The 23,804-nt window shown below is 70.1% G+C and carries 23 protein-coding genes; 20 read left to right on the top strand and 3 right to left on the bottom strand.

Annotated elements, in window-relative coordinates:
* The first annotated feature begins 79 nt into the window (after positions 1–79).
* From groES to AB4112_RS28110, 3 genes are all read left to right on the top strand, one after another.
* On the top strand, positions 80–391 hold the full coding sequence (gene groES / locus AB4112_RS28120; RefSeq protein ID WP_309799035.1) for a co-chaperone GroES: 312 nt from the start codon (positions 80–82) through the stop codon (positions 389–391).
* A gap of 49 nt (positions 392–440) precedes the next feature.
* Positions 441–2,093, top strand: coding sequence for a chaperonin GroEL (gene groL, locus AB4112_RS28115; RefSeq protein ID WP_309799037.1), 1,653 nt, complete (start codon positions 441–443; stop codon positions 2,091–2,093).
* Between the two features lie 205 nt (positions 2,094–2,298).
* Positions 2,299–3,456: a L,D-transpeptidase family protein gene (locus AB4112_RS28110; protein ID WP_309799039.1), complete on the top strand. Its 1,158-nt coding sequence runs from the start codon at positions 2,299–2,301 to the stop codon at positions 3,454–3,456.
* A 201-nt stretch (positions 3,457–3,657) separates the two neighbouring features.
* On the opposite strand, the gene AB4112_RS28105 is transcribed toward AB4112_RS28110, so the two are convergent.
* Positions 3,658–4,311, bottom strand: coding sequence for a class I SAM-dependent methyltransferase (locus tag AB4112_RS28105; protein WP_309799041.1), 654 nt, complete (start codon positions 4,309–4,311; stop codon positions 3,658–3,660).
* A 296-nt stretch (positions 4,312–4,607) separates the two neighbouring features.
* Between AB4112_RS28105 and AB4112_RS28100 the strand changes: the two genes are divergently transcribed.
* Positions 4,608–4,949 carry a DUF488 domain-containing protein gene (locus AB4112_RS28100; protein ID WP_309799043.1) on the top strand — a complete coding sequence of 114 codons (342 nt, stop codon included), beginning with the start codon at positions 4,608–4,610 and terminating at the stop codon, positions 4,947–4,949.
* A gap of 4 nt (positions 4,950–4,953) precedes the next feature.
* On the opposite strand, the gene ubiA is transcribed toward AB4112_RS28100, so the two are convergent.
* Entirely contained in the window at positions 4,954–5,892 is a 939-nt protein-coding gene (gene ubiA, locus AB4112_RS28095) for a 4-hydroxybenzoate octaprenyltransferase (protein WP_441724355.1), read from the bottom strand.
* A 312-nt stretch (positions 5,893–6,204) separates the two neighbouring features.
* Between ubiA and AB4112_RS28090 the strand changes: the two genes are divergently transcribed.
* From AB4112_RS28090 to AB4112_RS28045, 10 genes are all read left to right on the top strand, one after another.
* Positions 6,205–6,963, top strand: coding sequence for a 16S rRNA (uracil(1498)-N(3))-methyltransferase (locus AB4112_RS28090; protein ID WP_441724353.1), 759 nt, complete (start codon positions 6,205–6,207; stop codon positions 6,961–6,963).
* A gap of 33 nt (positions 6,964–6,996) precedes the next feature.
* Positions 6,997–8,361 (top strand): glutamate--cysteine ligase, encoded by a 1,365-nt coding sequence (locus tag AB4112_RS28085; RefSeq protein WP_309799050.1) that lies wholly within the window; start codon positions 6,997–6,999, stop codon positions 8,359–8,361.
* 137 nt (positions 8,362–8,498) lie between these two features.
* Positions 8,499–9,887: a circularly permuted type 2 ATP-grasp protein gene (locus tag AB4112_RS28080; RefSeq protein ID WP_309799093.1), complete on the top strand. Its 1,389-nt coding sequence runs from the start codon at positions 8,499–8,501 to the stop codon at positions 9,885–9,887.
* Between the two features lie 46 nt (positions 9,888–9,933).
* Positions 9,934–10,875: an alpha-E domain-containing protein gene (locus tag AB4112_RS28075; protein WP_309799052.1), complete on the top strand. Its 942-nt coding sequence runs from the start codon at positions 9,934–9,936 to the stop codon at positions 10,873–10,875.
* 16 nt (positions 10,876–10,891) lie between these two features.
* Entirely contained in the window at positions 10,892–11,719 is an 828-nt protein-coding gene (locus AB4112_RS28070) for a transglutaminase family protein (RefSeq protein WP_309799054.1), read from the top strand.
* 39 nt (positions 11,720–11,758) lie between these two features.
* Positions 11,759–12,493, top strand: coding sequence for a peptidase (locus AB4112_RS28065; protein ID WP_309799056.1), 735 nt, complete (start codon positions 11,759–11,761; stop codon positions 12,491–12,493).
* Positions 12,494–12,677: 184 nt separating this feature from the next.
* Positions 12,678–12,938 carry a hypothetical protein gene (locus tag AB4112_RS28060; RefSeq protein ID WP_309799058.1) on the top strand — a complete coding sequence of 87 codons (261 nt, stop codon included), beginning with the start codon at positions 12,678–12,680 and terminating at the stop codon, positions 12,936–12,938.
* A 178-nt stretch (positions 12,939–13,116) separates the two neighbouring features.
* Complete coding sequence (locus AB4112_RS28055) at positions 13,117–14,724, top strand: carboxyl transferase domain-containing protein (RefSeq protein ID WP_441724350.1); 1,608 nt, start codon at positions 13,117–13,119, stop codon at positions 14,722–14,724.
* 11 nt (positions 14,725–14,735) lie between these two features.
* Positions 14,736–15,077 (top strand): hypothetical protein, encoded by a 342-nt coding sequence (locus tag AB4112_RS28050; RefSeq protein ID WP_309799062.1) that lies wholly within the window; start codon positions 14,736–14,738, stop codon positions 15,075–15,077.
* Positions 15,074–15,850 (top strand): enoyl-CoA hydratase/isomerase family protein, encoded by a 777-nt coding sequence (locus tag AB4112_RS28045; RefSeq protein ID WP_309799063.1) that lies wholly within the window; start codon positions 15,074–15,076, stop codon positions 15,848–15,850. Before AB4112_RS28050 ends, AB4112_RS28045 begins: the two co-directional genes overlap by 4 nt.
* A 22-nt stretch (positions 15,851–15,872) precedes the next feature.
* Here AB4112_RS28045 and AB4112_RS28040 read toward each other — a convergent pair whose 3' ends face one another.
* Complete coding sequence (locus tag AB4112_RS28040) at positions 15,873–16,253, bottom strand: hypothetical protein (RefSeq protein ID WP_309799065.1); 381 nt, start codon at positions 16,251–16,253, stop codon at positions 15,873–15,875.
* 344 nt (positions 16,254–16,597) lie between these two features.
* Between AB4112_RS28040 and AB4112_RS28035 the strand changes: the two genes are divergently transcribed.
* The 6 genes from AB4112_RS28035 (at position 16,598) to AB4112_RS28010 (ending at position 23,383) form a co-directional block, all read left to right on the top strand.
* The gene (locus AB4112_RS28035) at positions 16,598–17,839 is read left to right on the top strand and encodes an NAD(P)/FAD-dependent oxidoreductase (protein ID WP_441724347.1); all 1,242 of its coding nucleotides are present in this window, start codon (positions 16,598–16,600) and stop codon (positions 17,837–17,839) included.
* Positions 17,839–19,212 carry a hypothetical protein gene (locus tag AB4112_RS28030; RefSeq protein ID WP_441724345.1) on the top strand — a complete coding sequence of 458 codons (1,374 nt, stop codon included), beginning with the start codon at positions 17,839–17,841 and terminating at the stop codon, positions 19,210–19,212. The genes AB4112_RS28035 and AB4112_RS28030 overlap by 1 nt, the downstream gene beginning before the upstream one ends.
* 58 nt (positions 19,213–19,270) lie before the next feature.
* Entirely contained in the window at positions 19,271–19,906 is a 636-nt protein-coding gene (locus AB4112_RS28025; protein WP_441724343.1) for a LysE family translocator, read from the top strand.
* A gap of 91 nt (positions 19,907–19,997) precedes the next feature.
* Entirely contained in the window at positions 19,998–21,965 is a 1,968-nt protein-coding gene (locus AB4112_RS28020) for an acetyl/propionyl/methylcrotonyl-CoA carboxylase subunit alpha (RefSeq protein WP_441724341.1), read from the top strand.
* Position 21,966: 1 nt separating this feature from the next.
* Positions 21,967–22,887, top strand: a complete 921-nt coding sequence (locus tag AB4112_RS28015; protein WP_441724339.1) for a hydroxymethylglutaryl-CoA lyase — start codon at positions 21,967–21,969, stop codon at positions 22,885–22,887.
* A 76-nt stretch (positions 22,888–22,963) separates the two neighbouring features.
* On the top strand, positions 22,964–23,383 hold the full coding sequence (locus AB4112_RS28010) for a DUF1489 family protein (protein WP_309799076.1): 420 nt from the start codon (positions 22,964–22,966) through the stop codon (positions 23,381–23,383).
* Positions 23,384–23,804 lie beyond the last annotated feature (421 nt).

Here is a 23,804-nt window from a genome sequence, read left to right as displayed (position 1 = left end):
CACCGGCCGGGAGTGCTAACGACCGGGCCGGGGTGGACCTTTAACGCATATCTCTTCATTGAAGAGTGGGAGAGCAACGATGCAATTCCGTCCCCTGCACGACCGTGTGCTGGTGCGCCGCATCGAACAGAACGAGAAGACCGCTGGCGGGATCATCATCCCGGACACCGCCAAGGAAAAGCCCCAGGAGGGCGAGGTCATCTCGGTCGGCGCGGGCACGCGTGACGAGGCCGGCAAGCTGGTGCCGCTGGACGTCAAGGCCGGCGACCGCATCCTGTTCGGCAAGTGGTCCGGCACCGAGGTCAAGCTCGACGGTCAGGATCTCCTGATCATGAAGGAGAGCGACGTCCTCGGCATCATCACCGTGAAGAAGTCGGCCAAGGCGGCCTGATCCGCCTGTCGCCTTCACCGGAATCCAAAGACATATAAGGACTGAAAAGATGGCTGCGAAGGACGTTAAGTTCTCGCTCGACGCCCGGTCGCGCATGCTGCGCGGCGTCGACATCCTCGCCGATGCGGTCAAGGTCACGCTGGGCCCGAAGGGCCGCAACGTCGTCCTCGACAAGTCGTTCGGCGCACCGCGGATCACCAAGGACGGCGTGACCGTCGCCAAGGAGATCGAGCTCGCCGACAAGTTCGAGAACATGGGCGCGCAGATGGTGCGCGAAGTGGCCTCGAAGACCAACGACCTGGCCGGTGACGGCACCACCACGGCGACCGTGCTGGCCCAGTCGATCGTCCGCGAGGGCGTCAAGGCTGTGGCCGCCGGCCTCAACCCGATGGACCTGAAGCGCGGCATCGACAAGGCCGTCGAGGCCGTCGTCGCCGACCTCAAGACCCGCTCCAAGGCGATCAAGACCAACGCCGAAGTGGCGCAGGTCGGCACCATCTCCGCCAATGGCGAGCGCGACATCGGCGAGATGATCGCCAAGGCGATGGAGCGTGTCGGCAACGAGGGCGTGATCACGGTGGAAGAGGCCAAGAGCCTCGACACCGAGCTCGAAGTCGTCGAAGGCATGCAGTTCGACCGCGGCTACCTGTCGCCGTACTTCATCACCAATGCCGAGAAGATGATCTGCGAGCTCGAGAGCCCGTACATCCTCCTGCATGAGAAGAAGCTGTCGAGCCTGCAGGCCATGCTGCCGGTGCTCGAGGCGGTCGTTCAGTCGGGCAAGCCGCTGCTGATCATCGCCGAGGACATCGAGGGCGAGGCTCTGGCCACCCTCGTGGTCAACAAGCTGCGCGGCGGCCTGAAGGTCGCGGCGGTCAAGGCCCCGGGCTTCGGCGATCGCCGCAAGGCGATGCTCGAGGACATGGCCATCCTGACCGGCGGCCAGGTCATCTCCGAGGATCTCGGCATCAAGCTCGAGAGCGTCACGCTCGACATGCTGGGCCGCTCGAAGAAGGTCCTGATCGGCAAGGAAGAGACCACGGTCGTCGACGGCGCCGGCGCCAAGAAGGAGATCGAGGGTCGCTGCAACCAGATCCGCGCGCAGGTCGAGGAGACCTCCTCGGACTACGATCGCGAGAAGCTGCAGGAGCGTCTGGCCAAGCTGGCGGGCGGCGTCGCGGTGATCCGCGTCGGCGGCGCCACCGAGATCGAGGTGAAGGAGCGCAAGGATCGCGTTGACGACGCGATGCACGCGACCCGCGCCGCGGTCGAGGAAGGCGTGGTTCCGGGCGGCGGCACGGCCCTGCTCTACGCCTCCAAGGCGCTGGACAAGGTCAAGCACGACAACGACGACGAGCGGGTCGGCATCGACATCGTCCGTCGCGCCCTCCAGGCTCCGGTCCGTCAGATCGTCACCAACGCGGGCGGCGACGCCTCGATCGTTGTCGGCAAGCTGCAGGACAAGAACGACAAGAACTGGGGCTACAACGCCCAGACCAGCGAGTATGGCGATCTGATCAAGGCCGGCGTCATCGACCCGACCAAGGTCGTGCGCGCCGCGCTGCAGAACGCCGCCTCGGTGGCCAGCCTGCTGATCACCACCGAAGCGATGGTGGCCGAGCACGTCGAGCGCAAGCCGGCGGCTGCGGCCCCGGGCGGCGGCATGGGCGGCATGGGTGGCATGGGCGACATGGACTTCTGATCCTCACGGATCGGAACCTCCAAAGTCCAATTGTGAAAGGGCGCTCTTCGGAGCGCCCTTTTTTTGCCATGACGCCGGGCGATGCAAGGATTCACGGGGGCGTCGAAGTCGCTTCGTTGCCGAACCGAGTATTTATGCCTAGATCATTAGCAGCGCCGTGCGGCCATCGGGCCACGCCGCCCGAGATGGAAGGGGATTTTCCGAGATGACCGTCAGCCGACACAGCGCGCCGCATCGCCGCCAGCCCGTCACGCGCGCCGCCCTGGCCCTGGTCTCGATCCTGGCCCTCGCCGCCTGTGTGCCCGGCACGCCGCAGCAGACCGCCAGCATCCCGGCGCCGGCACAGCCCGGCGCGCCGCCGCTGTCCCCCTTCGTCCAGGCCATGCGCGACGCCGGCGTCACCGTCGCCATCCCGCCGCGCGGCAAGTTCATCCTGGTCAATATTCCGTCCTATGAGCTGATCGCCTTCCAGGACGGCGCCCCGGTGATCCGCAGCAAGGTCGTGGTCGGCGCCGCGGGCACCTCGACGCCCGAGCTGCTGTCGAACATGTACGCGATCAAGTACAACCCGGACTGGACCCCGACGCCGTCGATCGTGCGCAACGAGGCCAGCGTCTACATCCCGTCGGGGCCGCGCAGCCCGCTGGGCCGGATCAAGCTCGAGCTCGACAACAACCAGTCGATCTACCTGCACGACACGCCGCAGAAGAGCTATTTCGGCCGTGAGAAGCGGGCGCTCAGCCATGGCTGCGTCCGGGTCGAGAAGGTGCGCGACCTGGCGGCCTGGGCCGACGAGACCACCGTCGACGAGATCAGCGCCAAGATCGCCCGCGGCCGCATGTACACCGAGCGCCTGCCGGAGGAGATCCCGGTCTATATCGGCTACTTCACCCGCTTCCCGGACGAGTTCGGCCAGCCGGTGAACTACCCGGACGTCTACGCCAACAAGGACGAGGCGCGGCAGGCCTATCTGGCCCGCAGCGCCGGCCGCCGCCAGGCGCGGGCCGCGAAGGCGGCCCAGCCGGCGCCGACCGAGGTTCCGGGCCAGACGGTTCCGGGCGCGACGGTTCCGGGTGAGGCCGTGCCGGGTGCCGACGGCACCGTGCCGCCGGCGACGACGCCGGGCGAGACCGCTGCGCCGGCGGTGCCGGGAGCGGCTGTCGAGCCGGCCCCGGCCACGACGGTGCCTGCCGCGCCGGCCACGATACCCGAGGCTCCGGCGGCGCCCGTCGCTCCGGCGGCCCCGGCCGTGACCATCCCCGCTGTCCCGGCGGCGCCGGCCGCACCCGCGGTCACGCCACCTCCGGTCACGGTTCCCGCCGTGCCGCCGACCACCGCTCCGGCGGCGCCGACCACCAACTGAGCCACACGTCCAGGCGGCCATCGGCCGGCGCCACCCCCTCACCCGGAAATCCTGTGGGGATTGCATCCCCACGGGATTTCCGACCTCTCCCCAAGGAGAGGTGAAGAAGCACCGTCCCTTCGTACCTCTCCTTGGGGAGAGGTCGGAACCGCGTAGCGGTTCCGGGTGAGGGGGAGAGCCGGCCTCGCCGCGAAGGCGGCGTCACCCCGGCAGCACCCGCCAGACCACGGCCTCGCGCAGGGCGCGGTCCTCGATCTCGACGCTGGTCGGGACCTGGTGCCGGGCGACTTCCTCCAGCCCGTCCTGCGGCCGATAGGCCCGGCCCGGGTCGCCCAGCAGCACGGTCTTGCCGGCCCCGGCGAGCCGGCGCAGCCAGGGCATGACCCGGTCCGACATCGGCTTCTCGTAGCAGACGTCGCCGGCGCAGACGATGTCGATGTCCTCCAGCGCGTCGCCGATCAGGTCGCGCCCGTCGGCCTCGATCACGCAGCCATTGGCGGCCGCGTTCAGCCGGATCGCCGCCACCGCGATGGCGTCGATCTCGGCCGCGACCACCCGGGCGGCGCCGGCCCGGGCCGCGGCCAGGGCGACGATGCCGGAGCCCGAGGCGAAGTCGAACACCCGCTTGCCGGCCACGCTGCCCGGGGTGTCCAGGATGTGGCGCGCCACCGCCTGGCCGCCGACCCAGGCGAAGGCCCAGTAGGGCGGCGGCAGGCCGGTCCGGCGCAGCGTCTCCTCCGTCGCCTCCCACAGGGGCGTCACCTCGGTCGCGAGATGCAGCAGGAACTCGGGCAGCAGCGGCGTGCGGGCCTGCGCCGTGTTGGCGCGGATGAAGGCGTCGATGTCGGAAATCATCGCTCTTCCTAGCGCGCAGGGCGGCAATGAGCCATGGCGGTCTTGATGTCCGGCGCCGGAACGTCGAGACTCCGCTGTGACGATGGCGCAGACCATCGCCGCTATTGGGGGAACGACGAGATGGCGAGCCGCCGTGTTCAGGCCCGGCCGAAGGCGGGTCCGGCCGAAGACGACGTCGGAGACTGTAGCTCTCCACCCTGCTTCCTGCATGAGATCGACCCGGCCTATGCCGGCCTTGCCCCGCGGCCGCCGAAGGCCAAGCCCAAGTCCGGGGCCGCGAAAGACGAGGCCGGGACATGATCCGGGTCAAGCGCGTCTACGACCCGCCGGAAGAGGGCGACGGCTACCGCATCCTGGTCGACCGCCTGTGGCCGCGCGGCCTGACCAAGGAAGCCGCGGCGCTCGACATGTGGCTGAAGACCGTGGCGCCGAGCGACGAGCTGCGCCGCTGGACCCACCAGGACCCGGAGAAGTGGACGGAGTTCTGCAGCCGCTACAACGCCGAGCTGGACACCCACCCCAACGCGATCGCCTTCCTCAGGCAGAAGAGCAAGGACGGCTGGGTGACGCTGCTCTATGCCCATCGCGACGAGCGCCACAACAACGCGGTGGCCCTGGCCCGCTACCTCGGGGTCTGAGCGATCAGGCCAGGGCGCGGCCGGCGACCAGGCCGATGAGGATGATCAGGCCGAACCAGCGGTTCGAGTTGAACTTGACCAGGCAGTCGGCCGGCCGGTCGGGAACCAGCGTGGCCACCTGCCAGGCCAGCTGTGCCGCGCCGGCCGCGAGGCACAGCAGGAAGGGCAGGGGCGCCAGCCCGGCCAGGAGGCCGGCCGCGCCGATCCCGAGCACGGTCAGCACGCAGAAGCCGGCGACCCAGCGCCGGGCGGCGGCGCCGAACAGCCGCGCGGTCGATTTCAGGCCGATGCGGGCATCGTCCTCGATGTCCTGCAGCGCGTAGATCGTGTCGTAGCTCAGGGTCCAGCAGATGCCGGCGGCGAACAGGATCAGCGACGGCAGGGCCAGTTCGCCGGTCACCGCGGTCCAGCCGACCAGCGCGCCCCAGTTGAAGGCCAGGCCCAGGAAGACCTGCGGCCACCAGGTGATCCGCTTCATCAGCGGATAGGTGAAGACCACCACCAGCGAAGCGATGCCCAGCCCGACGGTGGTGCCGTTGAACTGGATCAGGATCAGGAAGCCCAGCAGCAGCAGGGCGATCAGGAACAGCACCGCCTGGGTCGGGCTGACCGCGCCGCTCGGGATCGGCCGGGTGCGGGTGCGCGCCACCTGGGCGTCGAAGTCGCGGTCCAGGATGTCGTTCACGGTGCAGCCGGCGCCGCGCATCACCACCGCGCCGATGCCGAACAGCAGCCAGTACCACAGGTCGATCCAGCTGAATCCCCCCCATGGGCCGCCCAGGGGCCGGGGCGCCATCGCCAGCCCCCACCAGCACGGGTAGAGCAGGAGCATGACCGGCTTCGGCCGGTCCAGCCGGCCGAGCATCAGATAGGGCCGGACGCCGGGCGGCGCCCAGCGGATCAGCCAGCTTTCGGCCCGGATGTCGGAGGCGGTGTCGGTCATGGCCCCTGTCGCGGATGTCGCAGCGATGCCGCATCAGTAGCGCCGTCCGGGCGATCTGACAAAGCGGGAGATGGCGGCACCGGCGCGTCGCCTCTTCTGCTTGCGGGAACCCCACCTCGTCATTGCGAGCGCAGCGAAGCAATCCATGGCGCCGCCTGGCATGGATTGCTTCGTCGGCTTCGCCTCCTCGCAATGACGAAAAGGGCAGGCGGCCACGAAGGGGGGGCGTGCCGAAGAGCCGCCCATGGCGCCGGCCGCGCCGTTCTCCCAAGGACGCGTTGCCGGCCACCCGGGCACCGGCTAGCTTCGGGCATGACCTCCGATGCCCTGCCGCGCACCCGCCTGTTCGTCGACGCCCCGCTGGCCGCGGGAACAGCGGTGCCGCTGTCCGATGTCCAGGCGCACCATCTGCGCGGGGTGCTGCGGCTTGCGCCCGGCGAGGGCTTGCGCCTGTTCAACCCGCGCGACGGCGAATGGCTGGCGCGGCTCGACGCGCTGGCCAAGTCGGGTGGCGCCGCCGCGGTCGAGCGGCAACTGCGGCGGCCGCAGCCGGCCCCCGACCTGTGGCTGTGCTTCGCCCCGGTGAAGAAGGACGCGATCGACGCGGTGGTGGAGAAGGGGACCGAGCTCGGTGCCGCCGTGCTCCAGCCGGTGTTCACCCGCTTCACCGATGTCCAGCGGGTCAATCTCGACCGGCTGCGCGCCCATGCCGTCGGCGCGGCCGAGCAATGCGAGCGCCTCGATGTGCCGGAGGTGCGCGACCCGGTGCGGCTCGACGCCCTGCTCGCGGCGTGGCCGGCGGGGCGATTGCTGCTGGTCTGCGCCGAGGCGGGGGCGGCGCGGCCGATCGCCGAGGCGGCGGCGGAAGCCCGCGGTCCGGCCGCCCTCCTGGTCGGTCCGGAGGGCGGTTTCGACGCCGCCGAGCTCGCCCTGCTGCACCGTCACGAATTTGTTCGACCCGTCGGCCTCGGCCCTCGTATTCTGCGCGCCGACACGGCGGCCATCGCCGCGCTCGCGGTCTGGCAGATGCTGGCCGGCGACGGGCGCGACCGGCCGCCGCATCGCCTCTGACCTCACCCCATCCCGACACCCGAGTTCTCGCCCATGTCCGGTCCGCAGACCGCCAGCGCCGCACCGATCGAGAGCAAGGCGCAGCTCGTCGACTACCTCGCCTCCGGCTCGAAGCCGGTGGAGGATTGGCGCATCGGCACCGAGCACGAGAAGTTCGCCTTCCGGCTCTCCGACCTGCGGCCGCTGCACTATGAGGGCCCGGACGGCATCCGCGCGGTGCTGGAAGGCCTCGCCGGCTGCGGCTGGGAGCGGGTCGAGGAAGACGGCAACCTGATCGCCCTGGTCCGCGACAAGGCCTCGGTGACGCTGGAGCCGGGCGGCCAGGTCGAGCTGTCGGGCGCGCCGCTGCGCAGCATCCACGAGACCTGCGCCGAGGTGGCCGACCATCTCGCCCTGGTGAAGAAGGTCGGAGAGCAGCTCGGCATCGGCATGATCGGCCTGGGCTTCCAGCCGAAATGGCGGCGCGAGGACATCGGCTGGATGCCGAAGGGCCGCTACAAGATCATGCGCGACTACATGCCGAAGCGCGGCTCGCTCGGCATCGACATGATGAAGCGGACCTGCACCGTGCAGGTCAATCTCGACTTCGCCTCCGAAGCCGACATGGTCAAGAAGTTCCGGGCCAGCCTGGCGCTGCAGCCGGTGGCGACGGCGCTGTTCGCCAACTCGCCCTTCATCGAGGGCAAGCCGAACGGGTTCCAGAGCTTCCGCAGCCACATCTGGACCGACACCGACCCCGACCGCACCGGCGACCTGCCCTTCGTGTTCGAGGACGGCTTCGGCTTCGAGCGCTATGTCGACTACCTGCTCGACGTGCCGATGTACTTCGTCTACCGCGACGGCCGCTACATCGACGCGTCCGGCCACAGCTTCCGCGCCTTCCTCAAGGGCGAGCTGCCGGTCTATCCCGGCCACCTGCCGACGCTGAACGACTGGGCCGACCACCTGACCACGGCCTTCCCCGAGGTCCGGCTGAAGAAGTTCCTGGAGATGCGCGGCGCGGATGGCGGACCGTGGTCCCGCCTGTGCGCCCTGCCGGCGCTGTGGGTCGGGCTGCTGTACGACGGCACCGCGCTCGACGCCGCCTGGGACCTGGTCAAGGACTGGACCCAGGCCGAACGGGCGGCGCTGCGCCGCGACGTGCCACGGCTGGGCCTCGCCACCCCGTTCCGCGGCGGCACGCTGCGCGACGTGGCGCTGCGGGTGCTGGCGATCGCCCGCCACGGCCTGGCCGCCCGGGCCGCGACCGATGCCATCGGCGGCACCGAGGAGGGCTTCCTCAACGACCTGCAGCAGATCGCCGAGTCCGGCGAAAGCCAGGCGTCGGAGATGCTGCGCCGCTACCAGACCGAGTGGAAAGGCTCGGTCGACCCGATCTTCGCGGCCTACGCCTACTGACCCGGCAGGGCCTGCCGTAGTTTTAGGCAACCGCAGGCGGGCCCCGCCGATTTTTGCTTGCGATCCGTGGCATATGGCTTGCTTGATAGTTTCGTCGAGCAAGTCGTCCCGGAGGATCTGTGCAGGCATTCGACGAAATGGGCGGGGGGCCGGTCCGGACCCCCTATGCGGCCCTGGCGGATTGGCTGGCGGCGACGCCGGGATCGGTCTTCGACATCAAGCGGCGTGAGGCGGCCGCCCTGTTCCGCCGCATCGGCATCACCTTCGCGGTCTATGGCGAGGGCGGCGACCCGGAGCGGCTGATCCCCTTCGACATCATGCCCCGCGTGCTCGACGCGGCCGAATGGCAGCACCTGGAGCAGGGGCTGGCGCAGCGGGTGAAGGCGCTCAACGCCTTCCTGCACGACATCTATCACGGGCAGGAGATCCTGCGCGCCGGCAAGGTGCCGGAGCGGCTGGTGCTGCACAATCCCGGCTACCTCCCGGAGATGCAGGGCCTCGACCCGCCGGGCGGCATCTACACCCACATCGCCGGCATCGACATCGTGCGGGTGGGGCCGAGCGAGTTCTACGTGCTGGAGGACAATGTCCGCACCCCGTCCGGCGTGTCCTACATGCTGGAAGGCCGCGAGATGATGATGCGGCTGTTCCCGGAGCTGTTCGCCCGGCACAGCGTCGCCCCGGTCGAGCACTACCCGCAGGAGCTGCTGGCCACCCTGGCCTCGATCGCGCCGCGCAACTGCGAGGGCGGGCCGACCGTCGCGCTCTTGACCCCCGGCATCTACAACAGCGCCTATTTCGAGCACAGCTTCCTCGCCGACCGGATGGGGATCGAGCTGGTCGAAGGCCCGGACCTGTTCGTCCGCGATGCCGTGGTCTACATGCGCACCACCCGCGGGCCGAAGCGGGTCGACGTGATCTACCGCCGGATCGACGACGAGTTCATCGACCCGCTGGTGTTCAACCCGGATTCGATGCTGGGCGTGCCCGGCCTCTACCATGCCTACCGCGCCGGCAACGTCGCCCTGGCCAACGCCATGGGCACCGGCATCGCCGACAACAAGGCGATGTACATCCACGTCCCGGCGATGATCCGCTTCTACCTGGGCGAGGAGCCGATCCTGAAGAACGTCCCGACCTGGGACTGCTCCAAGCCCGACGAGTGCAGCCATGTCCTGGGCAAGCTCGACGAGCTGGTGGTGAAGGAGGTCGCAGGCTCCGGCGGCTACGGCATGCTGGTGGGGCCGACCGCCAGCCGGGCCGAGCGCGAGGCCTATGCCGAGCGGGTCAAGGCCCAGCCCGACCAGTTCATCGCCCAGCCGACCCTGGCGCTGTCGACCTGCCCGACCTTCGTCGAGCAGGGGGTGGCGCCGCGGCATGTCGACCTGCGCCCCTTCGTGCTGACCGGCGACCGTGTCCGCATCGTGCCGGGCGGGCTGACCCGGGTCGCCCTGCGCGAAGGCTCTTTGGTGGTCAACTCCAGCCAAGGCGGGGGCACCAAGGACACCTGGGTGCTGACCGAATGACGATGCGCGGAATCAGGACGGGCGGAATCAACACGGGACCATCGGGATGCTGAGCCGCACCGCCGACAGCCTCTACTGGCTCGGCCGCTACGTCGAGCGCGCCGAAAACCTCGCCCGCATCCTGGAGGTCGCCGACCGCATGGCGCTGACCCCGCACAGCGGCGGCGGGCACCAGGACGAATGGCACTCCGCCGTCGTCATCTCCGGCTGCGAGGAGGGCTTCTACAAGAAGCACGAGGAGGCGACCGCGGCGACGGTGGTCGACTACATCGCGCTCGACCAGGACAACGGCTCCAGCATCCGCTCCTGCCTGCAGCGGGCGCGGACCAACGGCCGCGCGGTGCGCGCCGCGCTGACCCGGCCGATGTGGGAGACGCTGAACGCCACCTGGCTCGAGCTCGAGGGCGGCAAGGACGCGCTGATCCGGGACGGCGACCTCCGCGGCTTCCTGGAGTGGATCAAGGAACGCGCGATCATGTTCCAGGGCGCCGTGGTCACCACCATGATCCGCGACGACGCCCACATCTTCCTGCAGCTCGGCGTCTTCCTGGAACGGGCGGACAGCACCGCCCGCCTGCTCGACGTGAAGTACCATGTGCTGCTGCCGGCCTATGAGGAGGTCGGCGGCGGGCTCGACTTCTACCAGTGGGCGGCGATCCTGCGCGGCGCCTCGGCCCTCGGCAGCTACGCCTATCTCTACCGCGACGGGATCAAGCCCTGGCAGGTGGCCGAGCTGCTGGTGCTGCGGCCGGAGATGCCGCGGTCGCTGGCCGGCTGCTTCCACGAGATGGTCGACCTGCTGGGCCAGCTCGCCGACCTCTATGGCGGCAAGCACGAATGCGAACGCTTGGCAGGGGAAATCCATTCGCGCTTGCGTTATGGGCGGATCGACGCAATTTTACGAACGGGACTGCACGAGTACCTGACCGACTTCATCCAGCAGAACAACATCCTCGGCCTCGAGGTCAGCAAGGCCTACCTCCTCTGACCCCCGGCCCCTCCAGATGCGCCTCCTGATCCGACACGAGACCCGTTACCGCTACGACACGCCGGTCGACCGGACGCTGCAGATGCTGCGCCTGACGCCGCGGTCGCATGACGGGCAGGAGGTGCTGCGCTGGCGCGTGGTGCCGCCAGCCGGGGCCAACCTTGCCCCCGGCGAGGACGGCTACGGCAACACCGTCGACATGATGTCGCTGGAACGCCCGCACGACGCGCTGACCCTGCTGGTCGAGGGCGAGGTCCACACCCACGACACCCAGGGCATCGTCACCGGGACGATCGAGCCGTTCCCGCCGGCCTTCTATCTCCGCCCGTCACCGCTGGCCCTGGCCGATGCGGCGCTGCGCGACCTGGCGGACACGGTCGCGGCCGAGGCCGGGCCCGACCCGCTGGCACGCGCCCATGCGCTGACCCGGACGGTGCGCGCGCGGATCGCCTTCCAGCCCGGCCAGACCGATTCCGCCACCACCGCTGCCGAGGCGCTCGCGGCCGGCATCGGCGTGTGCCAGGATCACACCCATGTCTTCCTCGCCTGCGCGCGGCATCTCGGCCTGCCGGCCCGCTATGTCGGCGGCTACCTGCTTATGGCCGACGGCAGCGTCGAGCAGGCCGCCGGCCATGCCTGGGCCGAGGCCTTCATCGAAGGGCTGGGCTGGGTCGGCTTCGACGCCGCCAACGGCATCTGCCCGACCGAGCACTATGTCCGCGTCGCCATCGGCCTCGACTACCGCGACGCCGCGCCGGTCCGCGGCCTGCGCCACGGCGGCAGCGGCGAGGCGCTGGAGGTCACGGTCCGCGTCGGCCAGTCCCAGACCCAGGCGCAGGCCTGATCGCCCCATCTTTTCCCCGATGCCCCCGGATTGTTGCGCATGACCTACGGACTCGGTCTCCTGCTCGAAGAAGGGCTGGTGATGATCTCCGACACCCGGACCAATGCCGGTGTCGACAACATCTCCACCTTCCGCAAGATGCACATCTGGGAACGCCCGGGTGAGCGGGCGTTGATCCTGCTCACCGCCGGCAACCTCGCCATCACCCAGTCGGTGGTGGCGCTGCTGTCGGAAGCGGTCGACGCTGCCGACGACAAGCGCGAGAGCCTGATCAACGCGCCGTCGATGTTCCGCTGCTCCGAGCTGGTGGGCGAGGCGGTGCGCGCGGTGTGGGACCGCGACGGCCCGGCGATGGAGCAGCATGCCGGCGGCTTCAACGCCTCCTTCCTGCTCGGCGGGCAGATCAAGGGCCGGCGCTGCCGGCTGTTCGAGATCTACCAGGCCGGCAACTTCATCGAGGCGACGGCGGACACCCCCTATCTCCAGATCGGCGAGCACAAATACGGCAAGCCGATCCTCGACCGCGCCGCCCGCTTTGAGACGCCGATGATCGACGGGCTCAAGCTCGGGCTGGTGTCGATGGATTCGACCCTGCGCAGCAACCTGTCGGTCGGGCTGCCGATCGACGTGGCGCTGTACCGCCGCGACGCCCTGGCGATCGGGCTGCGCAAGCGGGTCGGCGAGGACGATCCGTACTTCGCCGGGCTGCGGCAGAGCTGGTCCGATGCGCTGCGCCGCGCCTACCAGGCGATCCCCAATCCCGATTGGGCATAGCCGTATGCCTCGGCCTCTGTACGGGGCGCGAGGCATATGACTGGACCAAGCGACTCGAAGCGGCGGCAATTCAGCAGGTTTCAAGGTTGAAATTGCAGGGAGCTTGAACCACCCTCCGTGTGTTGTATCGGGGAAGCGTCGTTTTTTGCGGCCCGATCGATCATAAGAAACAGGAGAAAGTGCCATGCGCATCGAACTTCGTAGAGCCGTCATCCTCACCGGTTTCGCTGCGTTTCTGGCGCTCGGAGCCTGCGCCCAGCCGGCGGACACCGTGGTGGTGCCGGGCACCCTCCCGGCCAACGTGCCGCCGGGGTCGACCCTTGAAAGCTCGACCACGCAGGTCGACGCGAACGGCACCGTCGTCAACCGCAACGTCTACCGCGCGCCGAACCAGCTGGTGACCAACGGCCCGCAATGCACCAAGGGCGACCCGCAGTGCCCGTGATCCCGATCGCTGCATAACGATCCGAAAGGGGGCTTCGGCCCCCTTTCTCACATCCGCGCCCCGGCGGCCGGGTGGTCCGGGCGGCCATCGCTTTCGGGGTAACAATCGTTCTGCCCTTGCTCCGACTCTTCCGTCCCGGCATGGTGCGCGGCAACCGTTGGCTTGAGCTGGAGCGCCCATGCCCGTCCTGAAGACCGCGGTCGATCCCCGGTCCCCCGCCTTTCGCGACAATGAAACCGCCATGCGCGCGGCCGTCGACGACCTGCAGGCGACCGTCGCCCGCATCAAGCTGGGCGGCGGCCAGGCGGCGCGCGACCGCCATGTCAGCCGCGGCAAGCTGCTGCCGCGCGACCGGGTGCGGGCGCTGCTCGACCCCGGTGCGCCGTTCCTCGAGCTGTCGCAGCTGGCCGGCCATGGCGTCTACGAGGACGACGTGCCCGCGGCCGGCATCATCACCGGCATCGGGCCGGTGTCGGGCCAGGAATGCGTCGTCGTGGTCAACGACGCGACGGTCAAGGGCGGCACCTACTATCCGCTGACGGTGAAGAAGCACCTGCGGGCGCAGGAGATCGCGCGCGAGAACAACCTGCCTTGCCTCTATCTCGTCGATTCGGGCGGCGCTTTCCTGCCGCTGCAGGACCAGGTCTTCCCAGACCGCGACCATTTCGGGCGGATCTTCTACAACCAGGCGACGATGTCGGCGGCCGGCGTGCCGCAGATCGCGGTGGTGATGGGGTCCTGCACCGCCGGCGGCGCCTATGTCCCGGCGATGTCGGATGAATCGATCATCGTGAAGGGCCAGGGCACCATCTTCCTCGGCGGCCCGCCGCTGGTGAAGGCGGCGACCGGCGAGGTGGTTACGGCCGAGGAACTCGGCGGCGCCGACGTCCACAGCCGGGTTTCCGGCGTCACCGACCACTACGCCCAGGACGACCACCACGCCCTGGCGATCGCCCGCCGCATCGTCGGCACCCTCAACCGGACCAAGCGCCCGGACCTCGCTTTGCGCGACCCGGTCGACCCGCTGTATTCGGCGACCGATCTCTACGGCATCACCGGCACCGACCTGCGCAAGCCGTTCGACGTGCGCGAGGTGATCGCCCGGCTGGTCGACGGCTCCGAGTTCGACGAGTTCAAGGCGCTGTACGGCACCACCCTGGTCTGCGGCTTCGCCCATCTCTGGGGCATTCCGGTCGGCATCGTCGCCAACAACGGCATCCTGTTCTCGGAAAGCGCGCTGAAGGGCGCGCATTTCGTCGAGCTCTGCGCCCAGCGCGGCATCCCGCTGCTGTTCCTGCAGAACATCACCGGCTTCATGGTCGGGTCGAAATACGAACGCGGCGGCATCGCCAAGGACGGAGCCAAGCTGGTCACCGCGGTGGCCTGCGCCAAGGTTCCGAAGCTGACCCTCTTGATCGGCGGCAGCTTCGGCGCCGGCAATTACGGCATGTGTGGCCGGGCATACGGGCCGCGCTTCCTGTTCATGTGGCCGAACGCCCGGATCTCGGTGATGGGCGGCGAGCAGGCGGCCAACGTGCTGGGCCAGGTGCGCCGCGACGGCATCGAGGCCAAGGGCGGGTCCTGGCCTGAGGCGGAGGAGGAGGCGTTCAAGGCGCCGATCCGCGACCAGTACGAGTTGCAGGGCCATCCCTACTACGCCTCGGCGCGGCTGTGGGACGACGGCGTGATCGACCCGGCCGACAGCCGGCGGGCGCTGGCGCTGGCGCTGTCCGCCGCGCTGAACGCGCCGATCGAACCGACGCGCTTCGGCGTGTTCCGGATGTGACGGGGATCCTGATGCTCGATCTGTTTCTCTACGACATCCTCCGGTCCAACCACTTCGTGATCGAGACGCAGAGCTTCTTCGAATGGCTCGGTGAGACGCTGGGCGCGGTGATCGGCTTCATCATCCGCGCGGTCCGCGGCGTGGTCGACGGCCTCAGCGGCGCGGTCAACGACTTCCTCGGCGGCATGGCCAAGGCCATCGGCATGAACGCCTCGGTGTTCTCCTTCGTGCTGCTGGCGATCGGCCTGCTGCTGCTCTACACCGCGATCCGCGCCTTCATCCGCCGGGCGATCGTGGCCGGCATCGTCTGGGGGCTGCTCGGCCTCCTGGTCCTCAGCTGGGTGGTGCGATGAGCGCGATCGGAACCGAGATCAAGGACGGCGTCGGCACGGTCACCATGGACCGGCCGGACCGGCACAACGCCTTCGACGAGCATGTCATCGCCGACCTGACCGCGGCCTTCGCCCGGCTCGGCCAGGACGATGCGGTGCGCGCCGTGGTGCTGCGCGCGACGGGCAAGAGCTTCTCGGCCGGTGCCGATCTCGACTGGATGCGCCGCATGGCGGAGTACGACGAGGCCGCCAACCTTGCCGACGCCCGCGCCCTGGCCACGCTGATGCGCACCATCGACACCCTGCCCAAGCCGACCCTCGCCTTGGTCCAGGGCGCGGCCTATGGCGGCGGGGTCGGGCTGGTGGCTTGCTGCGACATCGCCATCGCCACCGAGGCGGCGAGCTTCTCGCTGTCCGAGGTCAAGTTGGGCCTGATCCCGGCGGTGATCAGCCCCTATGTCGTGCGGGCCATCGGCGCCCGCGCCGCCCGCCGCTACTTCCTGACCGCCGAGCGCTTCGACCCGGTGGAGGCCCGGCGCCTCGGCCTGGTGCACGAGCTGGTGTCGAGCGATGCGCTGGACGAGACGGCGCGGCAGGTCCTGGCCGCGTTGCGCGGCAACGGCCCGGCGGCGGTGCGGGCGGCGAAGGACCTGGTCGCGACGGTCGCGGGCAAGCCGCCGGCCGAGGTCGAGGAGGAATGCGCCCGCCGCATCGCCGCGATCCGCGCCGGGGCCGAGGGCAAGGACGGCGTCGCCGCCTTCCTGGAAAAGCGCAAGCCCGGCTGGCTGGCTTAGACAGCCGGGATCCCGTGCCGGCCTATCGGTTCGACGTCGCCGCGGACGGCGCCCGCAGGACATTGACCAGGAACAGCAGCAGCGAGCCGAGCGTCAGCAGCGAGCCGACGATCACCACCGCCTGCTGCTCCCGGGTGACGGCATAGTAGATGCCGACCGGCAGCAGGATGGCGCCGGCCAGGGCGACCCAGAAATGCACCACGGCCAGCCGGCCGTTCTTGGCCAGGCCGACCCGGTAGCCAAGGCCGAACAGGGCCATCGAGACCCAGCCCACCAGATTGATGTGGGTGTGCACCGGTACCAGCTGGAAGTCGTGGGCCATCCCCATCTGGATTCCCAGCACCATGCCGGCCAGCCCCAGCACCACGGCCACGATGAAGAACGCGCGATCGATTCTCTGCATCACTACCCCTCATGGACAAGTCGGTCATCGGCCGGACATCCCCCGCCCGGCCGCAGTCTCGCGGTCACCCGGCGACGCGGCTCATCTCCTCGCGCAGCCGTTCGGCATAGTCGTCGGCCAGGGCGTTCAGGGCGGCGGCCCCGTCGCCGGCGAAGCACGATCCGTGCAGGATCGCCCCGACCATTGCACTCAGTCTGTTCCGATTTCCGGAATCGTGGCATCCCCCTTGATTAGGGGATGGGCCGGCGCGCAGGGATCGCATGCCGGCGAAGGCCTGGACGCCGGCTGCGCGGACGGTATTCTCGCCGTCTCGCGATGCGTGGCCCGGAAAGGCGTGACGATCCGTGATCAGAAGCGATGTCGCCGTTCTCGGGGCCGGAATCATCGGGGTGTCCGCGGCGCTGCACCTGCAGGCCCGCGGCCGGTCGGTGGTGCTGGTCGACCGCCGCGGCGCGGGTGAGGAAACCAGTTACGGCAATGCCGGGCTGATCGAACGCGCCAGCGTCGTGCCCTACGCCTTCCCGCGCTCGGTCCTCGACCTGCTGCGCTACGCCCTGAACCGGCAGGTCGACGTGCGCTATCACTGGGCCTTCCTGCCGCGGGTGGCGCCCTGGCTGTTCCAGTACTGGCGCCACTCCTCGCCCGCCCGGCTGGCCGAGGCGGCGCGGGCGATGCTGCCGCTGATCGAGCGCTGCGTCGACGAGCACCGGCCGCTGATGGAGCAGGCCGGGATCAGCCATCTCGCGCGCGAGACCGGCTGGGTCGCCGCCTACCGCACCGCCCGCGGTCTGAAGGAAGGGGCGGCCGAGGCGGTGTCGGCCGCGGCCCATGCCCTGCGCTGCACCGTGCTCGACCCCGCCCAGCTGCGCGGGCTGGAGCCGCATCTGGCGGAAGGGCTCGCCGGCGCCGTGCATTGGCAGGACCCGGTGTCGGTGGCGGATCCCGGCGCCGTGACCAAGGGCTATGCCGACCTGTTCCTGCGCCGCGGCGGCCGCTTCGTCACCGCCGATGCGCGCACGCTGCAGCCGGCGGATGGCGGCTGGACCCTGCGCGGTGAGGACGGGCCGGTCGCGGCGCGCGACGCGGTGGTGGCCCTGGGGCCGTGGTCGACGGACGTCATCCGGCCGCTCGGCTACCGCATCCCGCTCGCGGTCAAGCGCGGCTACCACATCCATTACACCGCGCAGGGCAACGCGGTGCTGCACCGCCCGGTGCTCGACGCCGAACGCGGCTTCGTGCTGACGCCGATGGCCCGTGGCATCCGCCTGACCACCGGGGTCGAGATGGGGCCGCGCGACGCGGCGCCGACCCCGGTGCAGCTGGACGCCGCCGAGACCCTGGCGCGGACGCTGTTTCCCCTGGCCGACCGGGTCGAGGACCGGCCCTGGCTCGGCGCCCGGCCCTGCCTGCCCGACATGCGGCCGGTGATCGGCCCCGCCTTGCGGCACCAGGGCCTGTGGTTCGCCTTCGGCCACGCCCATCACGGCTTTACCCTGGGCCCGGTCACCGGCCGGCTGATCGCCGAGATGGTGACCGGCGACGACACCGTGGTCGACCCGTCGCCCTACCGCGCCGACCGGTTCTGATGTCCGGGCCGGCGACACCGCCCGACGCCATTCCCGCCCTGCTGCCGCGAGGGCAGGGGCACCAGTTCGTCCTCTATGGCGACGCCTGCTCCGGCGTCCCCGGCGCCCTGCATGAGCGGACATTCGCCGCGGTCAACACGGTCCTCCGCCGGCTCGCACCGCAGCCGGAGTTCATCCTGTTCCCGGGCGACGAGATCATCGGTCTGACCGCCGATGCCGGGTCGCTGCGGGCGCAGTGGCGGCACTGGCTGGACCAGGAGATGGGCTGGCTCGACCGCCTGATGACCCCGATCTGGCACACCACCGGCAACCACACCGCCTATGACGAGATGAGCGAGGCGGTGTTCCGCGAGATGCTCGACCTGCCCCGCAACGGGCCGCCGGGGCAGCAGGGCCTGTCCTACTGGGTCCGGCGCGGCGACCTGCTGATGGTCTTCGTCCACACGCTGTGGACCGGCCTCGGCGGCGAAGGCCATGTCGAGACCGACTGGCTGCGCCAGGTGCTGGGCCAGCATGCCGATGCGCAGCACAAGCTGGTGGTCGGCCATCACCCGGTCCATCCGGTCAACGGCTTCTCCGGCCCGTGGCAGCGCGAGATCGGGCCCGACCACGCCAAGGCGTTCTGGGCCCTGCTGGTCGAGGCCGGCGTGCTCGCCTATGTCTGCAGCCACATCCTGGCCTATGACGTGCAGGTGCATGACGGCCTGCTGCAGCTCTGCACCGCGGGCGCTGGCACCGCCCACCGCATGCCGGAAGGGGTGGAGTATCTGCATTGCGTCCAGGCGGCGCTCGATGCCGAAGGCCTGCGCTGTCAGGTGCTGGATACCGATGGGCGCGTCCGCGAGCGCCTGGAATGGCCCCTGCCTCCGATTCCCGACGACGCCTGGCGCATCCTGCCGATGGGAGAGGGTGCCGCGCCGCTGAGTGGCGGGCTGGACCCGGGCCGCTTCGTCACTTTCCTCTTCACCGGCCGGGTGGCGCCGGCCGGGACCAGCGCGGCCCAGACCCTGGTGTCGGCGTTCGACCCCGGCAGCCTCGCGCCGCTCTGGATCGGGCTGCGCGGACCGCGGCAGGTTCTGACCGTGATTGTGGGGCGCGAGCCGGGCCGCAGCCCGCATCACTGGTTCGGCCCGCCGCTGCGCCCGGACACAGCCTTCGACATCCAGCTCGTCCTCCATCCCGACATGGGGCCGGGCGGCGTGATGGGCCGCCTCGGCGAAACGGCGCCCTGGTCCTCGCTCTCGGCCGCCTCGGCCTCCGGGATCGAGCGGCTGGAGTGGCCATCGCGGTGGAGCGTCGGGCATGGCCAGCGCGGCCCCGCCGATCGCGGATTCCAGGGGGCAGCCCTGACGGCGGCGATGGCGATCGGCTGAGACGGGCGGCGTGGTCCAGGTCTAACCTGCGGGTCGTATCCGTTGCGGGAAGATCACCATGTTCGATCCGGCCACGCTTGCGCTGTATATGGCGGCCGCCCTGGCGCTGAACCTGACGCCCGGGCCCGACATGCTGTTCTGCTTCGCCAACGGCGTCTCCCGCGGACCGCGCGCCGGCTTGGCCGCGGCGCTCGGCATCGGCGGCGGTGCGGCGGTGCACACCATGGCCGCGGCGCTGGGCCTGGCCGGGCTGTTCGCAGCCTCCCCGCTCGCCTTCGAGATCCTGCGCTGGGGCGGCGCCGCCTATCTGCTGTGGCTCGGGGTCAAGGCGCTGCGCTCCACCGCGCCCGGCCTCGGCGCCGCCGGACCGCTGCCGCCGCGCCCGGCGGGCCGGATCTTCCTCGACGGCATGGTGACCAACGTCCTCAACCCGAAGGTGGCGCTGTTCTTCATCGCCTTCCTGCCGCAATTCGTCGACCGGTCGCACGACGCGGTGCTGCAGATCCTGGTGCTGGGCACGCTGGGCAACATCTCCGGCACCACCATCAATGCCCTGGTCGGCATGTCGTCCGGCGGGGTCGGCCGGGTCCTGGCCCGGCAGCCGGTGGTGGCACGGCTGCTCAACGGCTTCACCGGGGTGGTCTTCCTCGGCCTGGCGGCCCGGCTGGTGCTGGCCGATGGCCGGCCGAAATAGCGAGCCGGACCGGGCTGCGATTTCCCGTGCGCGAAGCGAACCCACCCCTGTTAGATTGTTGCTCAAATCAGGCGGCAGCACCGGGATGGGAATGTTCGACACGCTTCTGATCGCCAATCGCGGAGAGATCGCCTGCCGGGTGATCCGCACCGCGCGGCGCCTCGGCCTGCGCACCGTCGCCGTGTATTCCGATGCGGATGCCGGCGCCCGCCACGTCGCCGAGGCCGATGTCGCGGTCCGAATCGGCCCGGCCCCGGCGCGGGAGAGCTATCTGAAGGCCGACGCCATCCTGGCCGCGGCGGCGGAGACCGGAGCCCAGGCGATCCATCCCGGCTATGGCTTCCTGTCCGAGAACGCGGATTTCGCCGAGGCCTGCGGCCAGGCCGGCATCACCTTCGTCGGCCCGCCGCCCTCGGCCATCCGCGCCATGGGCGGCAAGAGCGAGGCCAAGGCGCTGATGGCGGCGGCCGGCGTGCCGCTGGTGCCCGGCTACCACGAGGCCGACCAGGATCCGGTCCGCCTTGCCGCCGAGGCGGCGCAGATCGGCTTCCCCGTGCTGATCAAGGCCTCGGCCGGCGGCGGCGGCAAGGGCATGCGCGTGGTCGAGCGCGCGGAGGAGTTCGCCGACCAGCTCGCCGGCGCCAAGCGCGAGGCCTCGTCCTCCTTCGGCGACGACCGGGTGCTGATCGAGCGCTATCTCGCCCGGCCGCGCCATGTCGAGATCCAGGTCTTCGCCGACAGCCACGGCCACTGCGTCTACCTGTTCGAGCGCGACTGCTCGATCCAGCGCCGTCACCAGAAGGTGGTGGAGGAGGCGCCGGCCCCCGGCCTGGACCCCGCTATCCGCAAGGCGATGGGCGAGGCCGCGGTCGCCGCCGCCCAGGCCATCGGCTATGTCGGCGCCGGGACGGTCGAATTCCTGCTCGATGCCGATGGCCGCTTCTACTTCATGGAGATGAACACCCGGCTGCAGGTCGAGCACCCCGTCACCGAGGCGATCACCGGGCTGGACCTGGTCGACTGGCAGTTGCAGGTCGCGGCGGGCGGCACCCTGCCGCTGGCCCAGGACGACCTTGCCATCAATGGCGCCGCGATCGAGGTCCGGCTCTATGCCGAGGACCCGCAGGCCGGCTTCCTGCCGCAGACCGGGCGGCTGGCGCATCTGGCGCTGCCCGAGGCGCCGCCGCATGTCCGGATCGATTCGGGCGTGCGCCAGGGCGATGCGATCTCGGTCCATTACGACCCGATGATTGCCAAGCTGATCGTGTGGGACCGCGACCGGCCGGCGGCGGTGCGGCGGCTGCGCCGGGCGCTGGACCAGGCGCGGATCGCCGGCCTCGCCACCAATCTCGACTTCCTGCGGGCGATCGCCCACCATCCGGCCTTCGCCGCGGCGGAGCTCGACACCGGCTTCATCGGCCGCCACGCCGCCGACCTGCTGCCGCCGCCCGCGCCGGCCTCGGCCGACGAGGTCGCACTGGCCGGGCTCGGCCTGGTGCTCGGCCGCAGGCGCGACCGCGCCAGTCCCTGGGGCCTGGCCGATGGCTGGCGCCTCAATGACGAGGCGGTGGAGATGCTGCGCCTCGCCGATGGCGACACCGAGATCCCGGTGGCGGTGCGCTACCACCGGCATGGCGGCCTGGCCGTGACCACGCCGGACGGGCCGGTCGAGGTCAGCGGCACGCTGCGCGACGGCGAGCTCACCGCCCGGCTGGGCGACCGCACAATCCGGGCGACCATCGTGGTGACAGGCGAGCGCGTGGCGGTGCTGCGCGACGGTGCCGGCCGGGTGTTCGGCATCGTCGATCCGCTGGCCCATGCCGGCGAGGATGCGGCCGCCGCCGACCGGCTGACCGCGCCGATGCCGGGGCGGGTCATCGCCGTGCTGGTCGAATCGGGGGCCCAGGTGACCAAGGGCCAGCCGCTGATCGTGCTCGAGGCGATGAAGATGGAGCACACGGTGGCGGCGCCGGCCGACGGCACCGTCACCAGCCTGCCCTTCGCCGCCGGCGACCAGGTCGAGGAGGGCGTGGCCCTGATCGGATTCGAGGCGGCCTGAGATGACCCGGCGTCCCGCCAGCGTCCGCATCGTCGAGGTCGGCCCGCGCGACGGGCTGCAGAACGAGAAGGCGGTGGTGCCGCTCGCCGCCAAGGTCGGACTGATCGACCTGCTATCGGCGACCGGGCTGAAGACGATCGAGGCCGGGGCCTTCGTCAGCCCGAAATGGGTGCCGCAGATGGCCGATTCGGCCGAGGTCATGGCGCGAATCGCGCGAGCGCCCGACATCACCTATCCGGTGCTGGTGCCGAACGACACCGGGCTGGACGCGGCGCTGGCCGCCGGGGCGACCGAGGTCGCAGTGTTCGGCGCCGCGTCGGAAAGCTTCAGCCGCCGCAACATCAACTGCTCGATCGCCGAAAGCCTGGCCCGATTCGCTCCCGTGGTCGCCCGGGCGCGGGCCGCCGGGCTGACGGTCCGCGGCTATGTCTCCTGCGTGCTCGGCTGCCCCTATGAGGGGGAGGTGCCGGCCGAGAAGGTCGCCGAGGTCTCGGCGGCGCTGTTCGGCCTGGGCTGCTATGAGGTCAGCCTGGGCGACACCATCGGAATCGGCACGCCCAGCAAGGCGGTGGCGATGATCGACGCGGTGTCGGCGCGGATCCCGCGCGACTCGCTGGCGGTACATTTCCACGACACCTACGGCATGGCCGTCGCCAACATCCACGCGGCGCTGGACCGCGGCATCGCCGTGGTCGATTCGGCGGTGGCCGGGCTCGGCGGCTGCCCCTACGCCAAGGGCGCCACCGGCAATGTCGCGACGGAGGACGTGCTGTACCTGCTCGACGGGCTGGGCATCGCCAGCGGAGTCGCGATGGACCGGCTGCTCGACGCCACCCGATTCATCTCCGGCGTGCTCGACCGGCCGCCGGCCTCGAAGGTCGCCCGCGCCCTGATCGCCCGGGGTGGCGATTCGGACGCTTGATCCGCGGGCCTTCAGGTCTTCTGATCCCCGGCGCGATATCCGGAACCTGGCCGCTGTGTGCGGCCGCGGAGGAACTGTGCCTGTCCATCTGTTGAAGGTCGCGGTCGGCATTGCCGAGCCGGCCCAGCTCGAAACGGTCCAACGGGGCCGGCGCCACATCGTCGACGGGCGCGAGGTCGTCTACGGCTACACCAAGCGCATGCCGACCCGGCGGGACGAGCTGATCGGCGGCGGCTCGATCTTCTGGGTGATCCGTCACGTGATTCTGCTGCGCCAGCCGATCCTCGACATGTTCATGGTGACCGACGAGGACGGGGACACCTATTGCCGCCTGCTCTACGCGCCGGAACTGGTGCAGGTGGAGGCCCGGCCGCTGCGCGCCTTCCAGGGCTGGCGCTATCTCGATCCGGCCACGGCGCCGCGCGATCTCTCGACCACGGAGAGCGATCTGCCGGCCCATTTACAGCAGGAACTCAGGGCTCTCGGACTGCTCTGACAAGAAATTCACGGAAGTGCAAAAAAGCGCTTGCGCGGTCCGGATCACCCCCCTATAAACCGCTCCACCGACGGCGACGCCGCGGCGACGGCCTCGAAAGAGACCGAAGCGAGCGGCGGGCAGCTGAAGAAAAAAAAGGTTGCAAAAGCCGCTTCGGTAAACGAAATAACGACCTCTGCCCTGGCGGGCCGTCCCTTGAAGGGGGAAGGCGCGGCGGGCGGATGCGGCTCTGAAGCTCGGGAAATCGAGTGGTGAGCCACGGATCTTGGACAAGTTGGACGAGAGTGGAGAAGGGATACGCGGCCGGCGGTTTGGTCTCTGGTGGGAGGCACAAACAAGCGGGCGCGGTATCTCGGACGCTAGTAGAGCTATGAGTATCGGATCGGTGCAAGCCGGTTCGGTAGGATGGCTCAGGTGTGAG

This window comes from Inquilinus sp. 2KB_23 (assembly GCF_052115705.1).
Lineage (GTDB): Bacteria > Pseudomonadota > Alphaproteobacteria > DSM-16000 > Inquilinaceae > Inquilinus > Inquilinus ginsengisoli_A.
Note: the sequence above shows the minus strand (reverse complement) of the source record. Positions and strands in the feature narration are given on the sequence as shown.